The sequence below is a fragment of the Alcaligenes sp. 13f genome (assembly GCF_020496585.1).
GTDB classification, from domain to species: domain Bacteria; phylum Pseudomonadota; class Gammaproteobacteria; order Burkholderiales; family Burkholderiaceae_B; genus Alcaligenes; species Alcaligenes phenolicus.
Genome location: NZ_JAHKKC010000003.1, coordinates 234,596 through 260,302 on the forward strand (window position 1 = coordinate 234,596; position 25,707 = coordinate 260,302).

General features: G+C 56.7%; 21 protein-coding genes. 5 read left to right on the top strand and 16 right to left on the bottom strand.

What is annotated here, in order from left to right:
• Positions 1-186 precede the first annotated feature (186 nt).
• The 7 genes from KOE80_RS03800 to KOE80_RS03830 all read right to left on the bottom strand — a co-directional run bounded on the left by KOE80_RS03800 (position 187) and on the right by KOE80_RS03830 (position 8,158).
• Positions 187-801 (bottom strand): flavin reductase family protein, encoded by a 615-nt coding sequence (locus KOE80_RS03800; RefSeq protein ID WP_179136418.1) that lies wholly within the window; start codon positions 799-801, stop codon positions 187-189.
• Between the two features lie 13 nt (positions 802-814).
• A complete protein-coding gene (locus KOE80_RS03805; protein WP_179136417.1) occupies positions 815-1,432 on the bottom strand; it encodes an aromatic-ring-hydroxylating dioxygenase subunit beta in 618 nt (205 codons plus the stop codon).
• Entirely contained in the window at positions 1,429-2,742 is a 1,314-nt protein-coding gene (locus tag KOE80_RS03810) for an aromatic ring-hydroxylating dioxygenase subunit alpha (protein ID WP_063690659.1), read from the bottom strand. Before KOE80_RS03810 ends, KOE80_RS03805 begins: the two co-directional genes overlap by 4 nt.
• 32 nt (positions 2,743-2,774) lie before the next feature.
• Entirely contained in the window at positions 2,775-4,661 is a 1,887-nt protein-coding gene (locus KOE80_RS03815; protein WP_226348394.1) for an ABC transporter ATP-binding protein, read from the bottom strand.
• Positions 4,661-5,545 carry an ABC transporter permease gene (locus KOE80_RS03820; protein ID WP_045930107.1) on the bottom strand — a complete coding sequence of 295 codons (885 nt, stop codon included), beginning with the start codon at positions 5,543-5,545 and terminating at the stop codon, positions 4,661-4,663. The genes KOE80_RS03815 and KOE80_RS03820 overlap by 1 nt, the downstream gene beginning before the upstream one ends.
• Positions 5,542-6,555: an ABC transporter permease gene (locus tag KOE80_RS03825; protein ID WP_063690663.1), complete on the bottom strand. Its 1,014-nt coding sequence runs from the start codon at positions 6,553-6,555 to the stop codon at positions 5,542-5,544. Before KOE80_RS03825 ends, KOE80_RS03820 begins: the two co-directional genes overlap by 4 nt.
• An 82-nt stretch (positions 6,556-6,637) precedes the next feature.
• On the bottom strand, positions 6,638-8,158 hold the full coding sequence (locus tag KOE80_RS03830; protein WP_226348409.1) for an ABC transporter substrate-binding protein: 1,521 nt from the start codon (positions 8,156-8,158) through the stop codon (positions 6,638-6,640).
• 163 nt (positions 8,159-8,321) lie between these two features.
• On the opposite strand from KOE80_RS03830, the gene KOE80_RS03835 reads away from it, so the two are divergent.
• Together KOE80_RS03835 and KOE80_RS03840 are read left to right on the top strand one after the other, a co-directional pair.
• Positions 8,322-8,831, top strand: coding sequence for a V4R domain-containing protein (locus tag KOE80_RS03835; RefSeq protein WP_060185262.1), 510 nt, complete (start codon positions 8,322-8,324; stop codon positions 8,829-8,831).
• Positions 8,824-9,504: a GntR family transcriptional regulator gene (locus KOE80_RS03840; protein WP_226348395.1), complete on the top strand. Its 681-nt coding sequence runs from the start codon at positions 8,824-8,826 to the stop codon at positions 9,502-9,504. The genes KOE80_RS03835 and KOE80_RS03840 overlap by 8 nt, the downstream gene beginning before the upstream one ends.
• 33 nt (positions 9,505-9,537) lie before the next feature.
• On the opposite strand, the gene bla is transcribed toward KOE80_RS03840, so the two are convergent.
• Positions 9,538-10,413 carry a class A beta-lactamase gene (gene bla, locus KOE80_RS03845; RefSeq protein WP_226348396.1) on the bottom strand — a complete coding sequence of 292 codons (876 nt, stop codon included), beginning with the start codon at positions 10,411-10,413 and terminating at the stop codon, positions 9,538-9,540.
• 90 nt (positions 10,414-10,503) lie between these two features.
• A complete protein-coding gene (locus KOE80_RS03850) occupies positions 10,504-14,109 on the bottom strand; it encodes a YhdP family protein (RefSeq protein ID WP_226348397.1) in 3,606 nt (1,201 codons plus the stop codon).
• Between the two features lie 100 nt (positions 14,110-14,209).
• On the opposite strand from KOE80_RS03850, the gene glnE reads away from it, so the two are divergent.
• Both glnE and KOE80_RS03860 read left to right on the top strand, forming a co-directional pair.
• A complete protein-coding gene (gene glnE, locus KOE80_RS03855) occupies positions 14,210-16,966 on the top strand; it encodes a bifunctional [glutamate--ammonia ligase]-adenylyl-L-tyrosine phosphorylase/[glutamate--ammonia-ligase] adenylyltransferase (RefSeq protein WP_226348398.1) in 2,757 nt (918 codons plus the stop codon).
• Between the two features lie 103 nt (positions 16,967-17,069).
• Entirely contained in the window at positions 17,070-17,768 is a 699-nt protein-coding gene (locus tag KOE80_RS03860) for an epoxyqueuosine reductase QueH (RefSeq protein ID WP_026483517.1), read from the top strand.
• 319 nt (positions 17,769-18,087) lie between these two features.
• Here KOE80_RS03860 and clpB read toward each other — a convergent pair whose 3' ends face one another.
• Entirely contained in the window at positions 18,088-20,679 is a 2,592-nt protein-coding gene (gene clpB, locus KOE80_RS03865; RefSeq protein ID WP_009455937.1) for an ATP-dependent chaperone ClpB, read from the bottom strand.
• A 324-nt stretch (positions 20,680-21,003) separates the two neighbouring features.
• On the opposite strand from clpB, the gene KOE80_RS03870 reads away from it, so the two are divergent.
• On the top strand, positions 21,004-21,732 hold the full coding sequence (locus tag KOE80_RS03870; RefSeq protein WP_009455938.1) for a helix-turn-helix domain-containing protein: 729 nt from the start codon (positions 21,004-21,006) through the stop codon (positions 21,730-21,732).
• 137 nt (positions 21,733-21,869) lie between these two features.
• Here the strand turns inward: KOE80_RS03870 and KOE80_RS03875 are convergent, their stop codons facing one another.
• The 6 genes from KOE80_RS03875 to ccoO all read right to left on the bottom strand — a co-directional run bounded on the left by KOE80_RS03875 (position 21,870) and on the right by ccoO (position 25,697).
• On the bottom strand, positions 21,870-22,124 hold the full coding sequence (locus tag KOE80_RS03875) for a hypothetical protein (RefSeq protein WP_042482206.1): 255 nt from the start codon (positions 22,122-22,124) through the stop codon (positions 21,870-21,872).
• Positions 22,125-22,190: 66 nt separating this feature from the next.
• Positions 22,191-22,394, bottom strand: coding sequence for a FixH family protein (locus KOE80_RS03880; protein ID WP_226348399.1), 204 nt, complete (start codon positions 22,392-22,394; stop codon positions 22,191-22,193).
• 18 nt (positions 22,395-22,412) lie between these two features.
• Entirely contained in the window at positions 22,413-23,912 is a 1,500-nt protein-coding gene (gene ccoG / locus KOE80_RS03885; RefSeq protein WP_226348400.1) for a cytochrome c oxidase accessory protein CcoG, read from the bottom strand.
• A 37-nt stretch (positions 23,913-23,949) separates the two neighbouring features.
• On the bottom strand, positions 23,950-24,867 hold the full coding sequence (ccoP, locus tag KOE80_RS03890) for a cytochrome-c oxidase, cbb3-type subunit III (protein WP_035272722.1): 918 nt from the start codon (positions 24,865-24,867) through the stop codon (positions 23,950-23,952).
• Positions 24,864-25,037: a cbb3-type cytochrome oxidase subunit 3 gene (locus KOE80_RS03895; protein ID WP_035272721.1), complete on the bottom strand. Its 174-nt coding sequence runs from the start codon at positions 25,035-25,037 to the stop codon at positions 24,864-24,866. The genes ccoP and KOE80_RS03895 overlap by 4 nt, the downstream gene beginning before the upstream one ends.
• A complete protein-coding gene (ccoO, locus tag KOE80_RS03900; protein WP_035272720.1) occupies positions 25,038-25,697 on the bottom strand; it encodes a cytochrome-c oxidase, cbb3-type subunit II in 660 nt (219 codons plus the stop codon).
• Between the last annotated feature and the right edge of the window lie 10 nt (positions 25,698-25,707).

The window sequence follows — 25,707 nt, forward strand, 5'->3', positions numbered from 1 at the left end:
CGCCCACAAGGCGGTTTTTTTTGTTTCTGGCCCAACCGAAAGTGTCTATTGCAGGCTTGATGTTATATGCCCTTGAAAGCTGTCTATGTTTCAGTCATCTGTGTAGAGCAAAAAAGCAGGCCCTTAGCCAAAACTCACTGATCTACAAACACAGCCAGGACGAAAACCAATCAACAGGCAATGACATCAAGGAAGAAGAATATCTCCCCGCTGTGCATAATACGGTCCAGCCCACCGAGCCAAAGGCCGATACGCCTCCAGATCCACTCTCCCTTTTTCGTCCATCAAGGATGAATCCACATGGAAGGCCAGCACTTCCAGAATATGCAGCTGGTTAACTCCCCGTCCCAAATCCACCACCTGATCCAGCCTGCACTCCATCTGCACGGCTGCCCCATCCAGTCGGGGTACGCGCACATGCTGGCTGGGCACAAGACTCATGCCCAACTCCTTGACCTCACTCTGACCGGGCGGCAAAGCAGCAGCACTGGCATGTACCGCAGCCAGATCAGACTGACGACATAACTGCACCACACACTCTTTATTGGCCTGCAAATTACGGGCCGTATCCTTCAAGCTGCCATCCTCATTGCGGTTGATATTGATCGCCAGCATGGGCGGGCTGTGCGCCACATAGTTAAAGGAGCTGAACGGTGCCAGATTCACACTGCCCGACTCCTCCAAGGTACATACCCAGGCAATGGGGCGCGGCACGATCAGGGACGTCAGCAGGCGATAAGCCATGCTGTCGTCCATGCCTTCACACGGCAGGCTGCGATAGCCTGGTGATGGGTCATTCATGTGCATATAGGGCCTAAATGAATAGCTGAATAGTGGGCAAATAGCCATCCACACTCAGCAAGTCCACCCGCTTTTCCACAATCTCCCAAGCCTGATCGACGGCGCGCAAACGGTAAGAGGCAGTAGCGGGCAGAACCTCGGTTTTTTGCTTCTGATACTCCGAATAAATCAGATTGGTGCGCACGGTATAGCAGCCATCTTCATCAGGATATTCAGACTGAACACGTGGATGCTGAATCACACGCAGACCACGTACACCGGGTTGCAAGGAAAAGGCACGATGGTGCGACAGACGGTCGATACGCAAGCGCATCAACATACGGTTTTCCAAGGCAATACACATGCGCCCTTCCGGGCTTTCCTGGCCGGACTCACCAGGAATCCAGTACAGCCCATCCTGTGCGAACAGCTCATACCATTCGTCAAAACGCCCCTCGTCCAGCAGGGCGTTCTCTTGCCATACAAAGTCTTGCAGGCTTTGTTTCAGACTCTCCATTTGGCCCAGACGCTGGTTTTGCTGCGGATTCAATGGCTGCTGCGCCTTATGTTGATATTGCTGTTGCTGACCATCTTGCCATGCATGCTCTCCTCGACCGCTACGCTGGCCCTGCTCTTGCACCGTCCCCATCATTCCTGCTCCTGCTGCTTCATGCCTTGCTTCCAGGCACGGTATTGGTTGCGTATGACCCATTCATTATTCGCGTCGTCAAAGCTGCCCTTGCCCTGCTCGCCTTCTTGCGCATCGTATTGACGCAGCAGATTCACCCACGGATTGCCTTGGGCTTTCAGGCTGGCTTGCTGGCTCTCGAACAAGTGCACATCATCATGGGCGACGACGCTCATGGGGGAATACACCAGACGGCTGTACGTCAGGCCGCGATCCAGCATTTCACGCGGCGCTCCTTTGGGCTGAAACACCCATACTTCCAGCAAGGTTCGGTCTACCGCCAAAGGTCGCAATACACGAATAATCTGCGGCGAACCCTTGGCTGCCATGCTCGGGTAAAACACCACGTTCTGAGGATTGAAACCCAGCACCCGAGCCGCTTTCTCCTCGCCCCAGGCTTCGTTCATCATGGCTTCGTAACCCGGAATCCCGGAGTAGTCGGTATGAATGCTGAACTTGGTGCCCAGAATGCTGTGCCCGTTCGGGTACGTTTCCACGCCCATGCGTGAATAGAAGTCGTAGCCCGAACCGAAGGGCAGCAATTGCTCCAGCGCGGTGGGGTCTTCTTCCTTGAACACTTCACCCACTTTGGCTGCCGAGCTGGAGGCCGACTCATGCGTGGAGATGGGATGCACGGTGTCGTTGATGTTCTCCATGTACATCTTCCAGTTGCAGTTGATGACGGTACGAATCGAACCGCCAGCCACCTGCAACTCCCCTTCCGGCGAGCGATCCGCCATATTGTCCAGGGCCTGCAGCACATCACCGAAATACTCTTGCAGGCTGAACCCTTCCTTACTGAGGCGGGCAAACACAAAGCCGCGATAGCTTTCTACCGCCCCCGGTGTGGACAGGCCGCCCGCAGCCGGACATTGTGAAAACTCCGTGTTTTCATAGGCATTTTTCAGCGGCACCGCCAGCAGCGAGCCATCCAGCTTGTAGGTCCAGGCGTGGTATGGACAACGCAGCATCTTGCCCACATTACCGCTGGGTTCGCTGACCAGTCTGGCCCCCTTATGGGCGCAACGGTTCATCACCACCCGCACCGAGCCATCGCTATGGCGCAGCATGATGACGGGGCTTTGTGCCAAGGTCACCGATACATAATCGCCCGTTTTGGGCACCTGACTTTCATGGCCCACATAGAGCCAGGCACGGCTGAACAGCCGTTCCATTTCCAGTTGAAAGACGTCCTCGTCCAGATAGGCATCCCGATGGACCTGATGATCCTGGGTCAGGCCCGACAAGGCGGCCTCGTTATTGGCATAACTCATAGTGCTTCCTGTAAATACGAGTAAAACGGGATTCAGACCGCCATAGCGGGTACTAAAGCGGGTGCAACCTTTCCCACGGCTTGGGATGGACAATCCAGAGGCACAGGCCAGATCTGGCTGGAATCATCCGGCGGCACACTGCCCAGCAAAAGACGGGTATAGGGATGCTGCGGGTCGGCAAACACCTCGGCGGTATTTCCTTGCTCCACGACTTCACCGTTTTTCATCACCAGCACTCGTGTGCACAAATAGCGAATCACGGACAAGTCGTGCGAGATGAACACCACTGCGATGCCCAATTCCTTATTCAGTCGCAGCAAGAGATTCAAGATCAGCGCCTGCACCGACACATCCAGACCAGACACAATCTCGTCCGCCACCAACAGACGCGGCTGCACGCATAAGGCGCGGGCAATGTTCACGCGTTGCTTTTGCCCACCGGACAGTTCCGAGGGGAAACGCAAACCCGCATCCTGGGCAATGCCCACCTGCGCCATCAACTCGTCGGCTTTCTGACGACGCTGCTCGGGCGTCATCCCCGGCTGCAACTCCAGTACCTGCGTTACCAGTTGCTGTACGCTGCGGCGTGGATTCAAGGCCGAATCCGGATCCTGAAAGACCATCTGAATCGTCTGCGACAAGGACTCGCCCTGCCCTTTGGCAAACTGCTCGCGGGACTGACCTTGCACCAGCACTTGCCCACCGCTGGGCTGCAACAAGCCCACCATCAAACGGGCGACGGTGCTTTTGCCACTGCCGCTTTCCCCCACCACGCCAACCATCTCGCCGGGGCACACGCTCAAGGACAGGGGTCGCAAGGCATACATCAGGCTACGGCGACCATTGCGTGTCACTCGATAGCTACGCTCCACGCTCTGAAATTCAACCAGCGGGGCGGACTCGTCAGAAGGCCCTTGCGGCAGGACATGCAGCTGGGCTTGCGACGCCACACCACGCGTCATACAGGGACCGGCGCAACTGACCCAATGACCGGGTTTCACCGCTTCCAACTCTGGCGCGCGCTGTTCACAGACCGCATTACGCGTAGGGCAACGACGGGCAAAACGACAGCCCGGCAGATCCCGCATGTCTTTCAAGCCCGGCATGATGTCGGCCAGTGACGGCAAGGCGTACAAAGGGCCATTCAATGCTGGCGTCGCGTTCTTCAAGGCCCAGGAATAAGGATGCAAAGGTGTATCCAAAACATCTGCAGCAGGACCTTGTTCGACCACATCCCCGGCATACAGCACGGCCACCTCGTCACAGACGTGAGCAGCCATGCGCAGATCGTGGGTGATCAGAATCACGGCGGTTTGATGGCGCTGCTGCACATCGCGCAGAATCCGGATGATTTGCGCTTGGGTAATCACATCCAAGGCCGTTGTAGGCTCGTCGGCCACGATCAGTTCCGGGTCGCCGGAAAAAGCCATGGCAATCAAGATACGCTGGCACTGTCCGCCGGAAAGCTCATGGGCATAGCGTCCCAGCATAGACGGTGGATCAGGCAGACCCACTTCATGCAGACGTTCCAGGCAATATTGCTCGCGGGATGCACGGGGAATACCCAGTCGAGCCAAGTGCTCGAACATCTGCTGGCGTATGGTCAGCACCGGATTCAACGAGGACAAGGGCTCCTGCGGCACAAAGGCCACTTTGCGACCCAGCAGACGACGCATTTGTGCACCCGTGACCACTGAGCCCTGAAAACAGACCTGGCCCGAGGACAGACGCAGGTTGCTGGGCAACATGCCCGAGATCACCCGCCCTATCATGCTCTTGCCCGCGCCGGACTCCCCGACCAGACCCAAGGTGCGGCCTGCTTGCACCGCAAACGAGACCTTGCGCAGCAGCTCGACCGATTGCCCTTGTACCGGCACCGAGACACTCACTTGCTTGAATTCAATAACCGGCACGCTCATCAGTGCGCTCCTCGTTGCTTGAGCCGAGGATCCAGCGTGGTGCGCAAACCATCACTCAGCAAATTGAAACCCAGCACTGCAAACACAATGCCAATCACTGGCGCCATCAGACCCCAGCCTGCCTGGTAAATCTGATCACGACCATCAGCCAGCATCACGCCCCAGGCCACCACATCAGAAGGAACAGAAAGGCCCACGAAACTGAGGATGGCTTCAACCACAATAGCCACCCCCATTTGCAGGCTGAACAAAGTGACGATTAGTGGCGCCACGCTAGGCAGCACTTCGCGCAGCATGATGCGCAGGTGGGAAAAGCCCAGCAGATGCGCGGCATACACATAATCACGCTGACGCGCCACCAGCACTTCGGCCCGAACCACGCGATAAAAACGGGTCCAGTCCACCAGCACCACGGCCAGAATCACATTGAACAGACCCGTGCCCAAGCCCACCATCAACATCATGGAAAACACCACGGGCGGGAATGCCATCCACAACACCACCAGGGAGCTGACTCCCCGGTCGAACCAGCCACCGATATAACCGGCCAAAATAGCCAACACCGTGCCCAGCACCATGGTGCCGGCGGCGGCAGTCACTGCAACCTGAAAGGCCACACGGCTGCCATAAATCAGACGCGACAAAATACATCGCCCCAGGCCATCCGTACCCAAGGGATACTGCGCCAGACCGCCGTCCTGCCAGGCGGGTGGCAAGAGCGTGGCCAGCAAGTCCTGTGCATTAGGATCATTGGGCGCCAGCAAGGGGGCAAACAAGGCCACCAGAGCAAAGATCAAGACCAGAGTGCCGCCAACCAGCACTTTGGGATGGGCTAGCACAGGCCGCAGCCGCGCTTGCCAGAAAGAATGTGGATGCGCGCTCATGCGGACCTCAGACGTGGATTCATAACGCTGTACAAGCCATCGACACAGAAGTTGACGGCCAACACCATCAAACAGAACACCAGGGCCACGCCCTGAATCAGGGGAAGGTCGTGGTTCTTGATGGCTTGCACCATCAGATTGCCGATACCGGGGAAGGAAAAAATGACTTCGATCAGCAAGGTGCCACCAAACAAAAAGCCAAATTGCACACCGATCAAGGTCAAGGTAGGCAGGGCCGCGTTTTTCAACATGTGCACCAGCAGCACGCGCCATTCCGGCACACCACGCAGGCGGGCGACATTCACGTACTGGCTATTGGCCGTTTCAATCAGGCTGGAGCGCAGCACACGAATCACGATGGGACTGAAAGCCAGGGCCAAGGCCAGGGCGGGCAGAAGCAAATGCGAAATGGCATCCCACCAGGCTTGCCACTGACCGCGTATCAAGAGGTCAAACAGCAGAAAGCCCGTGCCGCCATCCACAGCGGGTGTCCCTTCCATCCGCCCCATAAAGGGCAGGACCGGGAACAGCACACCGAACACCACGATCAAAATAATGCCCCACAGAAAGGATGGCACTGACAGAAGCAGCACCAGCACAAAGTCGGCCACAAATTCGATCTTTTTCTTGTCCAGCAAGTACAGAACAAGGCCGCCGGGAATGGAGATCAGCAAAGCCATCAGCAAGCTGATACAGGCCAGCTCCAGCGTGGGTGGCAAAGCCTGGGCCAGCAAGCCCGTCACTGGTTGATGAAAGAAGATGGAGTTGCCCAGATTGCCACGAAACACACCGCTCAACCAAACCTGGTACTGATGCAAGGCCGAGCCATCCATGCCCAGCTCAACACGCAGCGCCTGCGCATCGGCTTCGGTGGCCGAAGGAGGCAGCATCATGCCCAGAGAGTCAGCGGGAATGACGCGCAGCATGAAGAACACGATCATGGACAGCAGGAACGCCGTCACCAGCACGAAGACGAGCTTGCGCGCCATCAGGAAGCAAACGTTTTTCATGAAGAGAACCGCAGGAGAAAATATGCCGGGTCAAACCCGGTAGATCACCCCGCAGCGCGAGGCTGCGGGGCACATGAAAGGCTTACTGCCAGGAATATTCCTGCGGCAGGATGTAGCCTGTCTGATAGGTGTTGAGCTTCAAGCCCTTTTTATAGGCAATGGTGGAGATGGACTGCAGCACCGGCAGACTCCAGGCCTGTTCCGCAGCTTCACGATTCAGCGCCTGATAGCCGGCTACTCGCTTGTCCTCGTCCATCTGACGGTTCAGCTCATCCAGCGTGCCCGCCAGACGCTCTTCTTTCCAGGTGGAAAAACGCAGGCGCGGGTCCAGAATGCGGCCCGTGAAAATCTCCGGATCGCCAGTTGCATTAGCCCAGCTGTACAGCATCACACCCGTCAATTTGGACGAATGACTCAGCTCCAGATACTTGGCCACAGTAATTTCTTCAACCGTGGTCTGCACACCGATCTGGCTCCACATCTGCGCCACCGCACGGGCCACGTCATAGTCCGAAGGGAAGGTGTTATTGGTGGAGTACAAGGTAATGGTCAGCGGTTTTTCCGTGCTGTAACCCGCTTTGGCCAGTTCCTCTACCGCTGCTTTCTTGTCGAAGGGAATATTCAGATCCGGTACATCACCAGGCGAGCCTTTGGTGGCCAGAACCGACAAGGGCTGGGCGACATTTTTGTAGAAGGCACGGGACAAGCCTGCTTTGTCGATCGCCATATTCATGGCGCGACGCACATGCACATCCTTGAAGCTGTCTACATAGCTGGGCATTTGCAGAATGTAGATCTCGCTATAGGGGTAGACCTTGGCTTCCAGCTTGGGATTCTTTTCCAGGCGGGTAATTTCGCGCACCGGAATCTGTACCGAGACATCTGCCCGACCGGACTCAACCGCAGCAACACGCGCCGAGGAATCCGGCACGATTTCAAACACGACCTGCTTCAGGTCTGGCGCACCTTGCCAGTAGTCCTCAAAGGCTTCCAGGGTGATACGGGAACCACGCTGATAATCGCTCAGCTTGTAGGGGCCTGCGCCAATTGGACGCTTCAGGAACTCCTCTTCCCCCACCTTCTCGAAATAGGCTTTGGGCAGGATATAGGCCGACAAGAAGGCCAGGCCTTTGGGGGCCGTTGGCGTGGGCGAGCTGAAATGGATAATGGCTTCCAGCGGGCCGGTGACTTCCACCGACTTCAGGGTGGGCAGCATACCGTTCAGGGCCAGGGTTTTCTTGTTGATCGCACGATCAAAGGTGAACTTCAAGTCTTCAGCCGTCATGTCGCTGCCGTCATGGAATTTCACCTTGTCGCGCAGCTTCACCTTCAGGGCCTGACCTTGCTCGTCCGCCCATTCCCAGGACTCGATCAGACGCGGTGCCACCTTCAAATCGTCACCCACAAACAGGGGTGAATCAAACACGGCCTTGTAAATCGACTGGCCCGCCGGAAAGGTAACCGAGGTCGGATCCCAGGACGGGATATCGACCGGGAAAGCAATTTTCAACTCGCTCCCGGCTGCCTGGCTGACCGTCCCCCAGCCCATCATCAAGGCTGCCCCCAAGGCCAGCCCCATTACGCTTTTTCGCAACGCTTTCACCATTTGTCCCCTTTTGTTATGCACTTCATTCCAGCGTTAGTCCGCCTTGCGAAAAAGTATATAGTTTATTCTTAAATTAAATAGATAATGGTTTTCCCTATAATTTATTTGCTTTAATATCAATCTATTATCTAAAAACAAAACAATATACTTTTAATTTAAAATGACAGAATTCAGAGACAGATTAAGCTGGGATACGGCACAGGGCCAGATTTTGGACGACGATCGGCGCTACTTGATGATGCGTGTCGACGTGTTGATGGGGCTGTTTCGCCGGCTGGATGAACCCGCCCGAACACAGGCGCTAGATGCATTGGGGCAGGCCGTAATGGAACAAGGTGGTTTGTCAGCCAAGGCGTATTGGGAAGCCATCAATCACGACCCGCAGGCCTTGCTGCACAGCATTGCCGACATCTCGGCACAACTGGGCTGGGGGAGCTGGGACATTCAAACAGAGGCCACGGGATCCTTGCAGGTCCGCGTGAAAAACAGTCCCTTTGCATGGGGATTTGGCCCCCATGATCGGCCCCTGTGCCGCCCTATCGTTGGTATGCTTACAGCCGTCGGCCAACTGATCTACGATCAGCACGTCCAGGTGCAGGAAACACACTGCTGCGCACAGGGATTTCATGCCGACTGCCTGTTCACCGTCTTGCCCAAAACCAATGAATAAAAACCAGCCTGCCGCCCCCAAACTGAACATACGCCAGCAGGTCTACAAACACCTGCGCAGCCGCATGCGCAGTGGCGACATCAGCTATGACGACCGTCTGGTCGACCATGAAATTGCTGCTGAACTGCAAGTCTCGCGCATGCCTGTGCGCGAAGCCTTGCTGCAACTGACCAACGAAGGATTGCTGGAGGGCACCTCGCGCGGCTTCATGCTGCGGCGCTTTACTCCGGCCGATATTGCGCAGATTTTTGAAATACGCATGTTGCTGGAACCGGAAGCAGCCGCCGCCGCCTGCTTGCAGGCCAATCTGGAAGGGTTGGCCTTGATGAACAAGGCTGCCAATGCCTCAGAAAAAGCCCATGCCGCCGCCGACCCCATGCAGTACATGATTGCCAACGATGCGTTTCGGGAAAGCTGGATTTCGCTATGCCCCAACCCGCACTTGAGCACCATGATTTTTCGTCTGAGTGACCACGTGGAAGCGGTGCGTCTGGCTACCTTGCGCGACACGCGCTATCGGGAGCTTTCCATGCAGGCCACCCGAGCCATCCTGCAATCTTTTCTGGACAAGGACCCAGAACAGGCACGCGAGCATGTACGCACGAATCTGCGCCATGCCTCCATGAGCTATTACGCAACGCTGGATGAAATGCTGGAGCGTCAGGCCGGCTAAGTGGCCTGTCCCCGCCAGTACCCACCAGCTGATTCAAGGCTGTGCTTTCTGATCCACTGCCTGTGCAATTACTTTGCCGATAGCCGCGATGGCCGCATTGCGCGCTTCCATCGAGGCTTTCGTTTCCGTGATGTAGACAGCAGCCACCAGCGGCGCACGCTCTGGTGGCCACATCACCGCCACCACCCCACGCGTGCCGTATCCTGCGGCTCCTGTTCGATCTGCCACGTTCCAGCTTTCGGGTACTCCCGCCCGCAGCAAAGGCCCACCCACTTCGTTATGGCGCAGCCAATCAGTCAGCCGATCACGGTCTGAGGTTTTAAGCGCATCGCCCAGGACCAGACTTTGCAAGGTCTGCACCATGGCTTGCGGGGTCGTTGTGTCGCGCAGGTCCCCGGGCGTGGCTTCATTCAGGCTGGGCTCATTACGGTCCAGACGCGTCACCGTATCGCCGATAGTGCGTAGAAAGGAGGTGACGGTCTGCGGTCCACCCAGCATTTCCAGCACCCCATTGGCGGCGGTATTGTCGCTGTTGCGCATCGTAATTGCACACAATTGGGCCGCTGACACATACTGGCCGATCAGGTTTTCCGTCGTCGGGGCGTAAGACTGAACAGCTTCCTCTTTAATTAGCCAGGCCGTCTTCATCGCCCCCGGCCCTCTGGCCAACAAGGCGGAACAAATCAAGGCCTTGCTGGTGCTGGCCATGGGGAAACGTTCGTCGGCGCGATACTGCCAAAGCTGGCCATCTGCCGTATCCAGCACGGCCAGGCCGATACGGGCCTGCAAGGACTGCTCAGCCTCTTGTGCGGCCTGAACCACCGGATGGGTTTGCGCCCCGACAGCCTGGACAGTCCAGCCAGCCAGAATCCATGTCACTGCCAGTCGTTTCAGTCTCTGTGCACTCATCGGCCCATCCTTCACAAAGGGGTTAAAACACGCAAACAACTTGCAGCACCTCGAACTCAGGGAAACTCGCTATGAGTCAGGTCTCTGGCATCAAGGTTCAACACGCGGCTGTTTCTCTTGTTTCGCGGCACTGACCGCCGGCACCTCCAGCTCTTTCAGCTGGGGATCGTCAATCTTGCCCGTAACAGCGTAGGTAACCGACAGGTGACTGCTCATCGGGATCTGCATCAACCACTGCGTCAGCAAGGCCCCTACCCCCACCATGGGGTTGACAGTGAAATAAGCCGCAATCGCTGCGCCACTCATGTCCAGATTCGGGTCCACCACGGCAATCAAGTCCAGCGTTTCGTCCTTGATATCAACCCAGCCCTTCAGGCTGATCGCCCCCGCCGGGCCCTTGATCTGATAATTGTCCAGTTCCAGCTTGCCCTGCGACAGGTTCATGCGCCCGGTCAGGCTATCGAATGCAAACCCCTCCTTCACTGCACCAAACAAGTCCAGATCCAGGCGACTTAAACGCGAGATGGACTGCAGGCTGAGCAGCTCCAGCAATTTGGCCGAGCGCGATTTCAGGCTGATAAAACGCCCTTTACGCAAATCTACATTGAACTGGCCGCGAATATTGCGCTTGTCAAAAGACCAGGGAAAATCGCCCCAGAACAAGGCCGCCTGCACGGTACCGTCGCCATCCTTGATGGACTCGGTCAACAAACCACTGACATCTACAAACTGTCCCAGATTGCTCACCTGACTATTGGCAACCAATTCCAGCCCGCGCTGCGGCCCAGTCAATGCCAAAGAGCCGTAACCTTGCAGTTGCATTCCTTGGGCATTCAAGGAAAAGTTCTCCAGCGTCCACTTTGCTCCTTTTCCAGCAGGCTTGCCCTTGGCTTCCAGCTTGCCAAAGCGCACGCCCTGTATCTGCAAGTCATCCACCTTGAACGAGATTGCGGGCAAGAGCAGATCGTCATTCATGGGCTGTTCAGCGTCGGGCCAGGCCCAATCGGGCCTGCCACTATCAAGGTACAAATGAGAGAAATTGGCATTGAACATGCCGATGTAGCGACCATCTTGATGCTGGGCCTGCAAACGCCCCTCTGCCTGCTTGGCCTTCAGGCGCAAAAACAGTCTGCCAGCGGCATCTTCCGTGCTTTCCATCTCCAGCTGATCCAGCACTTGCCCTCTGAAAAATGCCTGATCCGCTTGCAGGCGCACCCGCTCCAGCAAAGGCAGCAAGGGACGGCCCGAAGGCGTCAACGGACTGCCATCCAGATTCTGACCAAACTCCTCGACCACCCTCTCCCAGGCATCCAGATCCATACGGTCATGACGGCTATGCAGTTCCAGACCGCGTTTGGGCCAGTTCACCAGCCCCGGCGTCCCCATGCTGCCACTTTGAAAATAGCTGCCTTGGCGCGAGCCTTGGGCATGCAACAGGTTCAGCAAAAAGGTCTGTCTATCTTCCAGGCTTATCTGCAGACGGTCCATTTTTGCGGCGGAGTCGCTACTCCAATCCGCCTTCAATTTGGCTGCGCGCTCGGCAGGCTTGTGGAAAGGCTCGGGCAAGTTCAGCGCCAGCCCCGTCAGGTCGGACTCCACACCAAAGGAAAAAGAACTCTTGGCATCCAGCTTCATCAGCACCTTGTAGGGAGTCTGGCCCTGCAAGCGCTGTACGCCCTTCAGTTCCAGGTACTGCTCCAGACCTTGGGCAGTCAGCACACCATTGAGCTGCAAACCGGGCTTGCCGGGTTCCAGCACACCGCTGATCTGGGTATCACCGCCCAGCATCTTGCCCGTCAGCGTCCGGGCACTGACACCTTTTTCACTAAAGGCCAGTTCACCGCTCAAGGCCGTAAACGAGGGGGCTTCAGGCATGTACTGAAACTCGCCATTGCTCATCTGGATTTGGCCCTGTACCTGGGTGTCGTCCGCATTATCCAGAGGAATCTGCAAATTGATGGGTACGGTCCAATCCCCTTTGACGCGACTGTCGGCCAACAAGCCATCCAGCAAGGCATTCAAGGGCGATTGATGAACCAGGGCCAGATAACTGGTCGCCGGAGCCTGCGACACGCCCTCAAGCTTCAAAAAGCTGTTTTGCTCCAAGGAAGTAATGTGGGTCTGAATATCGCGCAGTGCAATATCCTGCTGCTTGGCGATAGGCATACGCGCCTGCTGGGCCACAATGTCCAGATTGTCGTTATGCATGCGTATGCTGCCTTGCACGCCTTCCAGACGCGGCCAGGCCAAACGCTTGGGACGGGCGGGCTGATAATCCACAATCCCATCGTCCAATCTACCGGCCACTTCAAAACTGCCATCCTCCGGACTCAAGCCATACGGAAAGGTATCCAGCCCCCCTTGCAGCCGGATTGTGCCGTCTCGCACAGCCCCCTGCACCAATCCAGCCTGCATCCATTCGCGCGCCAAAGGGTTGACCGTCAAAGGCAGATAATTCACCAAAGCCGCCAGATTCAGGTGCTTGAATTGCCCCTGCCAGTCCGCCACACCGGCCTCGAACTTGGCATCCTCACGCCAGCTTCCTGTTAATTGCGCATCCAGGTCAGGATTGCGCAAAGCAAGATTCATTTTGCTGACGCTGAGTCTGGCCTGCTCATCGCGGTGAACGGTCCCTTGAGCATTGAGCTGATCCACCGCCAGATATTGGGCAAACAAATCCGGCACACGCAGGCCAAAGCCAGTCATTGCCAGCGCCCACTGCACATCACCACTTTGCTTGCCTTGGGCCAGTGCTTGCAAATCGTTCAGCCCACCCTCCAGCTCCAGACTGGCCTGCTCCAGCTGCAGGCGATCTTCGCTCTCAGTCAGTACGGCCATATCCCGCACTTGAGCAAGCAGCTGCATCTGTATGGTCTGCTCGGCCTTGGGCTGGCTGGCCTGCGCACGCATATTGACCCAGCCCCTGTCCAAGGCCACTGGCACGTCCAGCCATGGGCGCAGCGCGGGTGCGTCTACTGCCTTGGCCTGTGCCGTCATTTCCCAAGGCAAATCCAGCACATCCACATTTTCAGGCAGACGACGTTTGCCTTGTACACGCAAGGACAGGGCCAGGGATTCACCCAGATTGGCTGGCAAGGCGGTAGCCAGGTTCACCTCGTGCCAGCCCTGTCGGTAGCCAATCTGCCATTCAATCGCGGGCAGGTGCAAGGCAGGTGCGCCGCGCATATCATCCTGCCATTGCAAGGACATGCCCTGAATGCGGATACCACGCTGCTCCAGCAGCCAGCGAACCGGCCCTTGCCATGCTTCCGGTTCTGAGGGCGCACTCTCATCATTCAAATCCAGCACTTGGCCCATCACCAGAATCTGTCCCTGGGGGTCGCGCCGTACCGGAATCGTCAAACCCTGCACATCCAGCTGACGCAACTGCAGCGAACCACTGAACAAGGACTTCCAGCTGATATCGGCCTGCAGCTTGGGCAACTGCAACATGGGCTCCTGCCCGGGTTCTGCCAGCGACAGATTCGTTACGGAAAGATGGGGATTCCAGCCCTGCCAGTCGCCTTTTAATTCTTGAATCTGGACTTGCAGGCCGGTTTGTTCGCTGATTTTCTGCACCAGATAGGGACGCAGATTGTCCAGCTGGGGCACAAGCAAATAACGTAGCCCGACAAGGCTTAGCATCAGCGCAAAATAGAGCACCAGCGCCAGTCGCACAAGCCCTCGAACTACCATGCAATCAATTCCCGAGTATAGTTAGATGCGGTCATTTCCGGCCTAGTCAGACAAGTCATTTCACTTGTCGTTCCCCCTTATCCGAAAAGCCTCTTATCGTATGAGCCAGTCCATTATATTGAAGCCCGTGATGCAATGGTCCGGCCCCTTGCGTCGAAAAGTAAACGCTCAACCACAATTTGGAACGTGGCTGCAAGAGCAAGCCCAGCACCCTGTCACCCCCGCACTGATTACGCAATGGTATAGGACTTTGCTGCCCGAACCCGATAATGATCGTCTGGCACAAGTGCGCCAGGCCTTGCGCCAACTGCGCGAGCGGGTTTTCCTGGTGCTGATGATCCGCGATATCAATGGCCTGGCGCCCTTGGAAGAAGTGATGCAGGCCATGAGCAGCCTGGCTGATCTTGCCGTGGCACAAGCCTATGAAACCGTGGCGCAGCAACTGGCGGAAATCCACGGTATTCCTAAAAATTCGGAAACTGGCCTGCCCCAGGAGATGATTATTTTGGGTATGGGCAAGCTAGGCGGGAAGGAATTAAACGTTTCCTCGGACATTGACCTGATCATGCTCTACGACGAGGACGGCGAAACCGAGGGTCGCCGCCCCCTGAGCTATCACGAGTTTTACGGCAAAGTGACCCAGCGCATGATGCCCGTGCTGTCCGATACGGATGCCTTCGGCCAGGTGTTTCGTACCGACTTGCGCCTGCGCCCGGACGGCGATTCCGGGCCGCTGGCCTGGAGCATGCCGGCCCTGGAAAACTATCTGGTCAACCAAGGCCGGGAATGGGAACGCTATGCCTGGATCAAGGCGCGCCCCATCAAGGCCCAGGCCTTTGAAGGCAGCCGTAGCGCCGGCGATATACATCACTTCGAAGCGCTGCGTACCCCTTTTGTGTATCGCAAGTATTTTGACTTTGATGCCCTGTCCGCCCTGCGCGGCCTGCGCGAGCGCATCCGTCAGGACTGGACACGCCGCGCCCTGAACCGCAATGGCGTGGAGACCTGGCACAACATCAAGCTGGGGGATGGCGGGATTCGAGAAATTGAGTTTGTGGTTCAGCTCAATCAACTGATACGCGGTGGACGACAGCCTTCCCTGCAAACAACTAGCCTGCACAAGGCTTTGCGCGGTCAATGCGCGGCCGGACTGCTGGACCAGGAGGTCTGCGACAAGCTACTGGCCGCCTATACCTTCTTGCGGCGTGTCGAACACCGCCTGCAGTATCGCGAAGACGAACAAACCCATTTGCTGCCCCAGGACGAGGAGCTGCGCACCGAGCTGGCCGCCACCTTAGGCCTGAGCCTGGCCGATTTCGACGAGCAGCTAGGCCAGCACAGAAAGTTTGTGTCGCATACCTTCCGCAATGCCTTCCGTCTGGCGGGTATGGGCGAGGAAGCCAGTGCCGAGCCTCCTGTAGCGGCAGCCCCCACCCTCGAAGTCAACAGCGCCGAGCAAGATCAGGCTTTGCGGGAACGCATCGAACAATTGCGTCAGGCCCTGCTGAACAGCCATCGCCTGCGCAGCCTACCCAACGCCAGCCTGGATCGCGTACAACGCTTGATTCCCCTGGCCGAGGACTACGCCTACCGCTCCGAAAACCCGGAAATGACGGCGACCCGGCTCTTCAACCTGATCGAGCTGATCGCCCAACGCAGTGCTTATCTGGCTTTGCTGGCTGAATACCCCGATACGTTGGCCCGCGTCGCCCGTATTGTCTCGGCCAGCCCGTGGGCCGCGCAGTATCTGGCTCAATACCCGCTCCTGCTGGACAGCCTGATCGAATGGCATTCGCTGATGGAAATTCCGGACTTTGCGGCCCTGTCCGAGCAAATGTGCCGCGATCTGGACGCGTGCCGCCTGCCCGATGGCCAGGCCGACGTCGAACAGCAAATGAACATGATGCGCGACTGGCAGCACCAGATCACCTTCCAGTTGCTGGCTCAGGACCTGGAAGGCGTGCTGACGGTGGAGGCCTTGGCCGACCAGCTCTCGGCCCTGGCCGACATGATGCTGGCCGAAACGCTGGAACGCACCTGGCCTCTGACGCGCCCCCGCAGCCTGGGCCCCGAACATGACACCCCGCCCCGCTTTGCCGTCATTGCCTATGGCAAGCTGGGCGGCAAGGAAATTGGCTACGCCTCGGATCTGGATCTGGTGTTTTTGTACGACGACCCCAGCCAGGACAACGTGGAGCGCTACATCAAGCTGGCTCGCCGCATGACCAGTTGGTTATCGGCCATGACCTCCTCTGGCCGCCTCTACGATATTGACTTGCGTTTGCGCCCGGATGGCGATGCCGGATTGCTGGCCGTCAGCGTGGATGCCTTCGAGCAGTATCAAACCCGCAGTGCCTGGTCCTGGGAGCACCAGGCCATTACCCGCGCCCGTTTTGTGACCGGGGATGCCCAGATCAAGGAACGTTTCGATGAAATCCGCCGCTCCATCTTGCTGATGGAACGGGACCGTCGCAAACTGCGCGCCGACATTCTGGACATGCGTGACAAGATCAGTGCCGGGCACCCCAATCGCAGCGAGCTGTTTGACTTGAAACACGACCGTGGCGGCATGGTGGATGTGGAGTTCATCACCCAGTATCTGGTGCTGTGCCATAGTCGCGAGCATCCCAAACTGCTGGAAAACCTGGGCAATATCGCCTTGCTGGGCATTGCCGCGCAGGCGGGCCTGATCGCGGTCGACCATGCTCAGGAGGTGGCCGATGCCTACCGCGCCCTGCGCCGTCGTCAGCACGCTTTGCGTCTGGAAGGAGCAGAAAAAGCCCGTGTGCCGCAAACCGAGCTGACCCAGGAGCGGCAGGCCGTTACGCGACTATGGGACGAGGTCCTGGGGTACTAAGGCAACAGATTGATTTCACTAAACTTTGCCAAGAATCTACAATAGTCGCATTGATTTATTGTGCGACCGACTCGGGACGCCCTTTTTACTCGGATTCAGATTCATGTCCACTCAGCTCAATCGTCCAGTTTTAACCATGCCGGAGAAGCGCGAGAAATTGCTGCTGCACTCCTGCTGCGCCCCCTGTTCGGGCGAGGTGATGGAGGCCTTGCACGCCTCGGGGATTGAATACACCGTTTTTTTCTACAACCCCAATATCCATCCTGTACGCGAGTACGAACTGCGCAAGCAGGAAAACATCCGCTTTGCCGAACAGCACGGCATCGAGTTCATTGACGCCGACTACGACGTAGATAACTGGTTTGAACGTGTACGCGGCCTGGAACACGCTCCCGAGCGTGGCGAGCGCTGCACGGTCTGCTTTGACATGCGCTTTGAGCGCACAGCCCTCTACGCCCATGAAAATGGCTACGACATCATCTCCAGCGTGCTGGGTATTTCGCGCTGGAAAGACATGAACCAGATCAACGACTGTGGCGAACGCGCCGCAGCCCGTTATCCGGAGATGAAGTACTGGACCTACAACTGGCGCAAAGGTGGCGGCTCGCAACGCATGCTGGAAATCAGCAAACGCGAGAATTTCTATCAGCAGGAATACTGCGGTTGCGTGTACTCGCTGCGGGACACCAACCGCCACCGCCGCTCGCAAGGCCGCCCTCGTGTCGAGATCGGTGTGAAGTTCTACGGCAAGGATGAACTGGACCTGACGCCGCCTCCGGCTCCGGCACACGAGAACGCCTAAGCAAAGCCTGACCGGTCGTCCTGACGGACTCAGCACACCTGGCTGAAACAGCCTCTGCTTGGCAGCTGCCCCTTATACGAGCAGTGCATCGATAAGCTCCACCAGGATTCTGAATAGCTTTCTCTTTGCCAAAACCCAAGCGGGTGGCTCAGATCAGAGGGAAAGCAACCCAGGCTTGAATCATTCCGTAGAGCCAAAGAAAAAGCGCCTTGGTCTCCCAAGGCGCTTTTTTACTGCCGTTTCAACTACGGTTACTGCATGTGCTGGTCAGCTCGACTGCTCAACGCTCACCAGCACAGCAGAAATCAGAGCCTGCTGATTACTGGATACTACGGGTGAACGTAAACTCACCGTCCTTCCAGTCCACAGGCACCACATCTTTAGGACCAAAGCGGCCTTCCAGAATCAGACGTGCCACCGGGTTCTCAATGTGCTGCTGGATAGCACGTTTCAACGGACGCGCACCAAACACAGGGTCAAACCCAGCCTTGGCCAACTGCGCCAAAGCAGCCTCGCTGACTTCCAGATGCATATCACGCTGAGCCAGACGCTGATCCAGACGTTCAAGCTGGATACGAGCAATGGACTCGATGTGTTCTGCTTCCAGACCGTGGAACACCACCACTTCGTCGATACGGTTCAGGAACTCGGGGCGGAAATGCTGTTTCACTTCTTCCCACACCACTTCCTTGATCACATCGTAAGGCTCACCCGACAAACGCTGAATATGCTGCGAACCCAGGTTCGAAGTCATGATGATCACCGTGTTGCGGAAGTCCACCGTACGGCCCTGGCCATCGGTCAAACGACCATCGTCCAGCACCTGCAAGAGCACGTTAAAGACGTCGGGGTGTGCTTTCTCTACCTCGTCCAGCAAAATCACCGAATAAGGTTTGCGACGCACGGCCTCGGTCAGGTAACCGCCCTCTTCATAGCCCACGTAGCCGGGAGGCGCCCCGATCAAGCGGGCCACCGAGTGTTTCTCCATGAACTCGCTCATGTCGATACGAATCATGTGATCCTCGGAGTCAAAGAGGAAGTTGGCCAATGCCTTGGTCAGCTCGGTCTTGCCCACACCAGTTGGCCCCAGGAACAGGAAGGAACCATATGGGCGGGACGGATCAGACAGACCCGCACGCGAGCGACGGATGGCATCCGACACCAAACGTACTGCTTCACCTTGACCGACCACACGCTTGTGCAGGTAGTCTTCCATCTGCAACAGCTTTTCACGCTCGCCCTGCATCATCTTGGACACAGGAATACCGGTTGCACGCGAAACCACTTCCGCGATTTCCTCGGCACCGACCTGCGTACGCAACAAACGAGGCTTGTCCTGATCAGCCTTGTCCATATTGGCTTCAGCCGCTTTCAGGCGCTCTTCCAGCTCGGGCAGCTTGCCGTATTGCAGCTCGGCCAACTTGTCGAACTGACCCTTGCGTTGCAACTCGGCCATTTCGGCACGGACTTTCTCGATTTCCTCTTTAACGACTTGCGAGCCCTGGACGGCCGCTTTTTCGGCTTTCCAGATCTCTTCGTAGTCGTTGTACTCACGCTGCAGCTTCTCCATCTCGTCATTGATGGCCTGCAAACGGCGCTGAGAGGCTTCGTCCGTGTCCTTGATAACGGCTTCACGCTCGATTTTCAACTGAATGATGCGACGATCCAGCTTGTCCATGACCTCGGGCTTGGAGTCAATCTCCATGCGGATACGGGCAGCGGCCTCGTCGATCAGGTCAATGGCCTTATCAGGCAGGAAACGGTCCGTAATGTAACGCTGCGATAGCTCGGCCGCAGCCACAATGGCCGGGTCAGTAATCGCAACACCGTGGTGCAACTCGTAGCGCTCCTGCAAACCACGCAGAATCGCAATGGTGGACTCCATGTCCGGTTCGTTAACCAGCACTTTCTGGAAACGACGCTCCAGAGCCGCGTCTTTCTCGATGTACTGGCGGTACTCGTTCAGCGTAGTAGCACCGATACAGTGCAGCTCGCCGCGCGACAAGGCGGGTTTGAGCATATTGCCGGCATCCATGGCACCTTCGGCCTTACCGGCGCCCACCATGGTGTGCAACTCGTCAATAAAGACAATGGTTTTGCCATCGTCCTTGGACAGCTCTTTCAAGACGGCTTTCAGACGCTCTTCAAATTCGCCACGGTACTTGGCACCCGCCAGCAAGGCAGCCAGGTCCAGCACCAGAACGCGCTTGCCCTTCAGGGTTTCGGGCACTTCGTTGTTCACGATACGCTGCGCCAAGCCTTCCACAATGGCGGTCTTACCCACACCAGGCTCACCAATCAACACGGGGTTGTTCTTGGTGCGACGCTGCAGAATCTGGATAGTGCGACGAATTTCGTCGTCACGGCCAATCACCGGGTCCAGCTTGCCCAGACGGGCACGCTCGGTCAGGTCAGTGGTGTACTTGTCCAACGCCTCACGGTTGCTATCACCTTCGGCATCATTCACATTGGCACCACCGCGTACGGCCTCGATGGCCGCTTCCAAGGCACGGCGCTGCAAGCCGGCATCGCGCAGGGCACGACCGGTTTCGCCTTTGTCGTCCGCCAGGGCCAGCAGGAACAACTCGCTGGCGATATAGGTATCACCGCGCTGGGCAGCTTCCTTGTCGGTTTTGGCCAAAGCGGCTTGCAGAGCCGAGCTGAGCTGCTGCTGACCTTCCGCCCCTTGTACCTTGGGCAGATTGGAGATCAGGCGGTTAAGCTCATTTTCCAGACGGGGAATGGCGACGCCCGCACGAGCCAGCAAGCTGCCAGTGCCGGAATCGGCATCGGCCAGCAAGGCGACCAGTACGTGGGCGGGTTCCAGATAGGGGTTGTCTTCGCGAACAGCCAGGCTCTGCGCATCGGCTAGAGCCTGTTGAAACTTCGTTGTCAATTTATCGATTCGCATAGAATTTTCACTTGAGAAAATATGCGATAAGCTAAAGCAAACAGTTACTAAATACTGCTCGCCCAGATCTCGCAACAAATAACAGGATGAATTGAAGATAAGGACAAAAACCAAGTATTCAAGTGTTTGGATCGCTTTTAAACAACAACCTGGCAAGAGAAGTCTGACCGCGCTGTACCCGGCATAGGCAGCCGCTTCCCGCACGGCGCGGCCCTTAAGAACTAAACATATTAAGGATTAGCGGGAATACCAACCAATAAAAAGCTACAATTACACTTGATTTGACTCAAAGATTTAGCGTTTCGCCATCTGACATTATTCCTTATGCAAAAACGTATCTCGGTTACCGCTGACTCCATACGCTGCTCCAGCTGTATGCTCAATGAGGTGTGTCTACCTCTTGGGATGCCTAAGCATGAAATGGAGCGGTTGGACGAATTAGTCAAGGAGCGCATCCGCATCCCCAAGGGCGGCGTGCTGTTTCGACTGGCCGACTCAGTCGAGGGAATCTATGGCCTGCGCTCTGGTTCGATCAAGATGCAGCTGGAAGATTCCACCGGCCACATCCAGATTACGGGCTTTTTATTACCAGGAGAAATCCTGGGCATGGATAGCCTGGTTGAAAACCGCCATGTCTCCCATGCCATCGCCCTGGAAGACAGCGAAGTCTGTGTGATCCGCCTTGATGATCTGGACCGCCTGTCGGCCCAACTGCCTATCTTGCAACAACAATTCCGTCGCTTGATGAGCAAGGAAATCAACCGCGCCCATCAACTGATGATGACCTTGGCCGGACTGCGTTCCGAGCAACGCCTAGCCGCCTTCTTGCTGAACCTGTCCCAGCGCCTGTCGCTGCTTGGCTACTCCCCTTACGAATTCATTCTGCGCATGAGCCGCGAAGAAATCGGCAACTTCCTGGGCCTGACACTGGAAACGGTCAGCCGCCTGTTCTCGCGTTTTGCGCGCGAAGGTCTGCTGAAAATCTCCCAGCGCGAAGTCCATTTGCTGGATCTGGCCGCACTGCGCACGCTGGCAGGCACGGAGTGCGATTAAAACCCCTGGCCCTTGCCTAGGCCTCAAATAGCTTGCTGAACGCGCTACGGCCTGCTGCACCGCTCCTGGGCACCTACTACGCACAAAAAAAAGCACATGCAATTTGCATGTGCTTTTTCTTTTAGCGCTTGTCCGAATCAGTCCAGACTATCTGCCGGTTCAGCCAATGCCGCTGGTGAACCAGACGACATATACAGGCTAAGCGTACAAGCCACCGATGCGGCTACCCAGAACAGAAAAAACGCCACCGTATAAAAGGTCAGTCGATCCACTTGCATATGTCCAAGTACAACGATGTCCAACGGGTCCACCAAAGCAAACACAATTGCACTTAGCACCCCAGCGACCAGGAATGAAGGCCACAGTATCCACATCAACGATCGGATGGTCATTCGTACCCCCTTCTTGAACGGAAACATACTTCTCTCAACCCTAGCGTAACGGTGTATCAACTACTTTCAGTGCTGCTCGCGGGCAGGCTCGCCTTTGGTGACGACCAGGCCCTGCTTGACGCCGCCGTCTGTCACTCCCTGATTACTGAAGTTCTGGAACGCCAGCACAATGGTAATGACGCAGCCCACGATAGCCAGAGCCGGGCCGGCCATCAACAACCAAGGCCACGGTTCACGCCACCAGGGTCCACTGTCCTTTGATTCGTCCATGTTTTGCTCTTTATAAAGTTACTGAGGAATATAGAAACTACTGCGTTCATTCACGTAGGTCTTGCGGCCGCCTTCATGCTCGCCGACTGCCTGGATGGAAATATCATACAGGCCTGGCTTGGCACTACTAATTGGGACTTGCACCACGACAGGCAACAATCTATTGCCTGCAGGGGCCACATGAATGTGATCCTGGCCGTTCTCGGTCAAGTGAATGCGTGCGCCTTCCAGACCTGTTACGGACAACTGCAACTCCATCGCCTCTTCCGAGGTATTGATGACTTGCAGACGGAACACGTTTTCGATCATGCCGCCAGGCACTTCACGGCCCAGAGCACCACGGTCACGAATCACGTCCACACGCATCGGGGTACGGGTTGCCAAGGTGTAGACGAAGGCACCGCAAATGACGGCCAGAATCAGGATATAAGACAGCACGCGCGGGCGCAGCATGCGACGTCGCACCTGCGATTGCGTCATGCGCTCTTTAATGGCGCGCTCCGAGGTGTAGCGGATCAGGCCCTTTTCATAGCCCATCTTGTCCATGACCTGGTCACAGACGTCCACACATGCGCCACAGCCAATACACATGTATTGCAGGCCATCACGAATATCAATACCGGTCGGACAGACCTGAACACAGAGGCTGCAGTCCACACAGTCGCCCATACCGGCTTCTTTGTGGTCAATCTTGCGAGATCGACCACCGCGGGTTTCACCACGCACAAAATCGTAGGTCACCACAAAGGTATCGCTGTCCACCATGGCACTTTGGAAACGTGCGTAGGGGCACATGTACTTACAGACGGCTTCGCGCATGAAACCTGCGTTACCCCAGGTGGCAAAGGCGTAGAACAAGAGCCAGAACCACTGCCAAGGGCCCAGAGACAGAGCGATCAGCTCGCCACCCAGTTCACGGATAGGAGCGAAGTAGCCGATAAAGGTAAAGCCGGTCCACAAAGCAATCACGACCCACAGGAAGTGCTTGGTTGCTTTGAGACGTAGTTTGCGGGCGTTCCAGGCTTGCTCATCCAAGCGGATACGCGCCAGACGGTCCCCTTCCACCTTGCGCTCAACCCACATGAAGATCTCGGTGTAGACCGTCTGCGGACAGGCATAGCCACAGAACAAACGTCCGGCCATGGCGGTGAAAAGGAATAAGGAGAAGGCAGATATCAGGAGCAGCACCGTCAGGTAAATAACGTCCTGGGGCCACAAAATCATGCCAAAGATGTAGAACTTGCGTTCCAGCAGGTCAAACAGCACGGCCTGACGGCCATGCCATTCCAACCAGGGCAGACCATAGAAAATGATCTGCGTGAAATACACCATCCAGATCCGCCAGCGGGCGAATACGCCCTTGACGGATCGTGGATAGATTTTGCTGCGTACATCGACCAGCGCCTTCTCGACTTGCGGAGAGGTTCCACCCGCTCCCTTGGTGTTACGTGTAGGTTGCCACTTGGGCACAGTTCCCTGCGCGTTATCAGCGCTGGGTTGGGAAGAATCACTACTCATTGCAAGTCCTGAAGGCGTCAGATCAATTTAAAACACATTAGTTAGCCTGGGCAGGCTCGGCATTGTTCGACAAGCCCCAGACCCAACCCGCCAGCAAACGAATCTGCTCAGGAGTCAAAGTGGCTTTCTGAGCCGGCATCTGGTTGGTACGACCCTGCAAGACGGTCTGAACGATGGTGGCTTCGGAGCTGCCATACAACCAGTAATCGTCCGTCAGATCAGGAGCGCCCAACAAGGTGTTGCCCTTGGCATCCGCACCGTGACAGGCAAAACATGCGCTGTCATAAACACGCTTACCAGCCACCAGACGCAGAGGATCTGCAGCCAGGCCGGACAAGGAGCGCACATACTGAGCCACGTCGGAGGCTTGAGCGGGGGTGAATTGCGCTTGTGGCGGCATCATCCCGGTACGACCTTCGGTAATGGTGTGCAGAATCTGCTCGGGCTCGCCACCCCACAACCAGGCTTTATTGGCCAGGTTAGGGAAGCTGGGAGCACCTTGTGCATCGGAACCGTGACACTGGGCGCAGTTATTCAGGAACAGGCGCTGACCAATTTCGCGGGCCTCCTGATCGCGAGCGATCTCTTCAATAGGCATTTCGCGGTAACGGGCGTACACAGGCTCCAGGCGAGCATTGATCTCGGCCTGTTGCTGCTTGACCTGCTGGCCGGAACTAAAACCCAATGTGCCCTTGAAACTGCCCAGGCCGGGATACAGCACCAGGTAACCCAAGGCAAACACACACAAACCGATGTACATCACGGTCCACCAGCGAGGCACTGGAGTGTTCAGCTCGGTCAGGTCACCATCCCAGACGTGGCCGGTTTCTTCCACATCGACCGTCTTGCCCAGAAATGCACGCTGGGTAAATAACAGCCACAAACAAAATATGATGCCTAACAAGGCGATGCCGGAAATCCAGAGGCTCCAGCCATTGTTAAAAAAGTCACTCATTCGGAACCCCCAGGGTTTTTATCGTTGATTCCCTCGTCGGGCAAGGCGAAAGGCAGAAGCGCTGCTTCTTCGTTGGCCTGGCGGCGTCCCCGAGAGAACGCCCACCAGCAAATGCCAAGGAAGGTAGCCATCGCCAAAGCGGTCACAACAGCGTTGATGATGGCTAGCATTTAGTGGCTCCCCTGCTCCACAGCCTTGGCGGCTGCGTCGCGACTGGCTACGCCCAGGCCCTGCAAGTAAGCAACCACTGCATCTTCTTCGGTCTTGCCTACCAGCTCCTGAGGAGCAGCATCAATTTGTTCCTGCGTGTACGGCACGCCCAGGGTACGCAGCACCTTCATGCGATCCTGCACGTTTTCACCTTCCACCGAGTTCTTCTGCAGCCATGGGTAGGCGGGCATATTGGACTCTTTGACCACGTTACGTGGGTTACGCAAGTGAATGCGGTGCCATTCGTCGCTGTAACGCTGACCTACGCGGGCCAAATCAGGACCGGTACGCTTGGAGCCCCACAGGAAGGGGTGGTCGTACACGGACTCACCGGCCAGCGAGTAAGGACCGTAGCGCTGCACTTCGGACTGCAGCATACGGATCTGCTGGGAGTGACAGCCCACACACCCTTCACGGATGTAGATGTCACGACCAATCAGTCGCAAAGGTTCGTATGGCTGGATGCCTTCGGTAGGCTGCGTGGTCGAGTGTTGAAAGAACAAAGGTACGATCTGTACCAGGCCAGCGAAGGAAATCACCAAGATACTCAGGATGATCAGCAGCCCGGTATTTTTCTCGATCGTGGCGTGCGAAAAGCGCTTATTAGTGTCATTAGCCATGATTTACTCC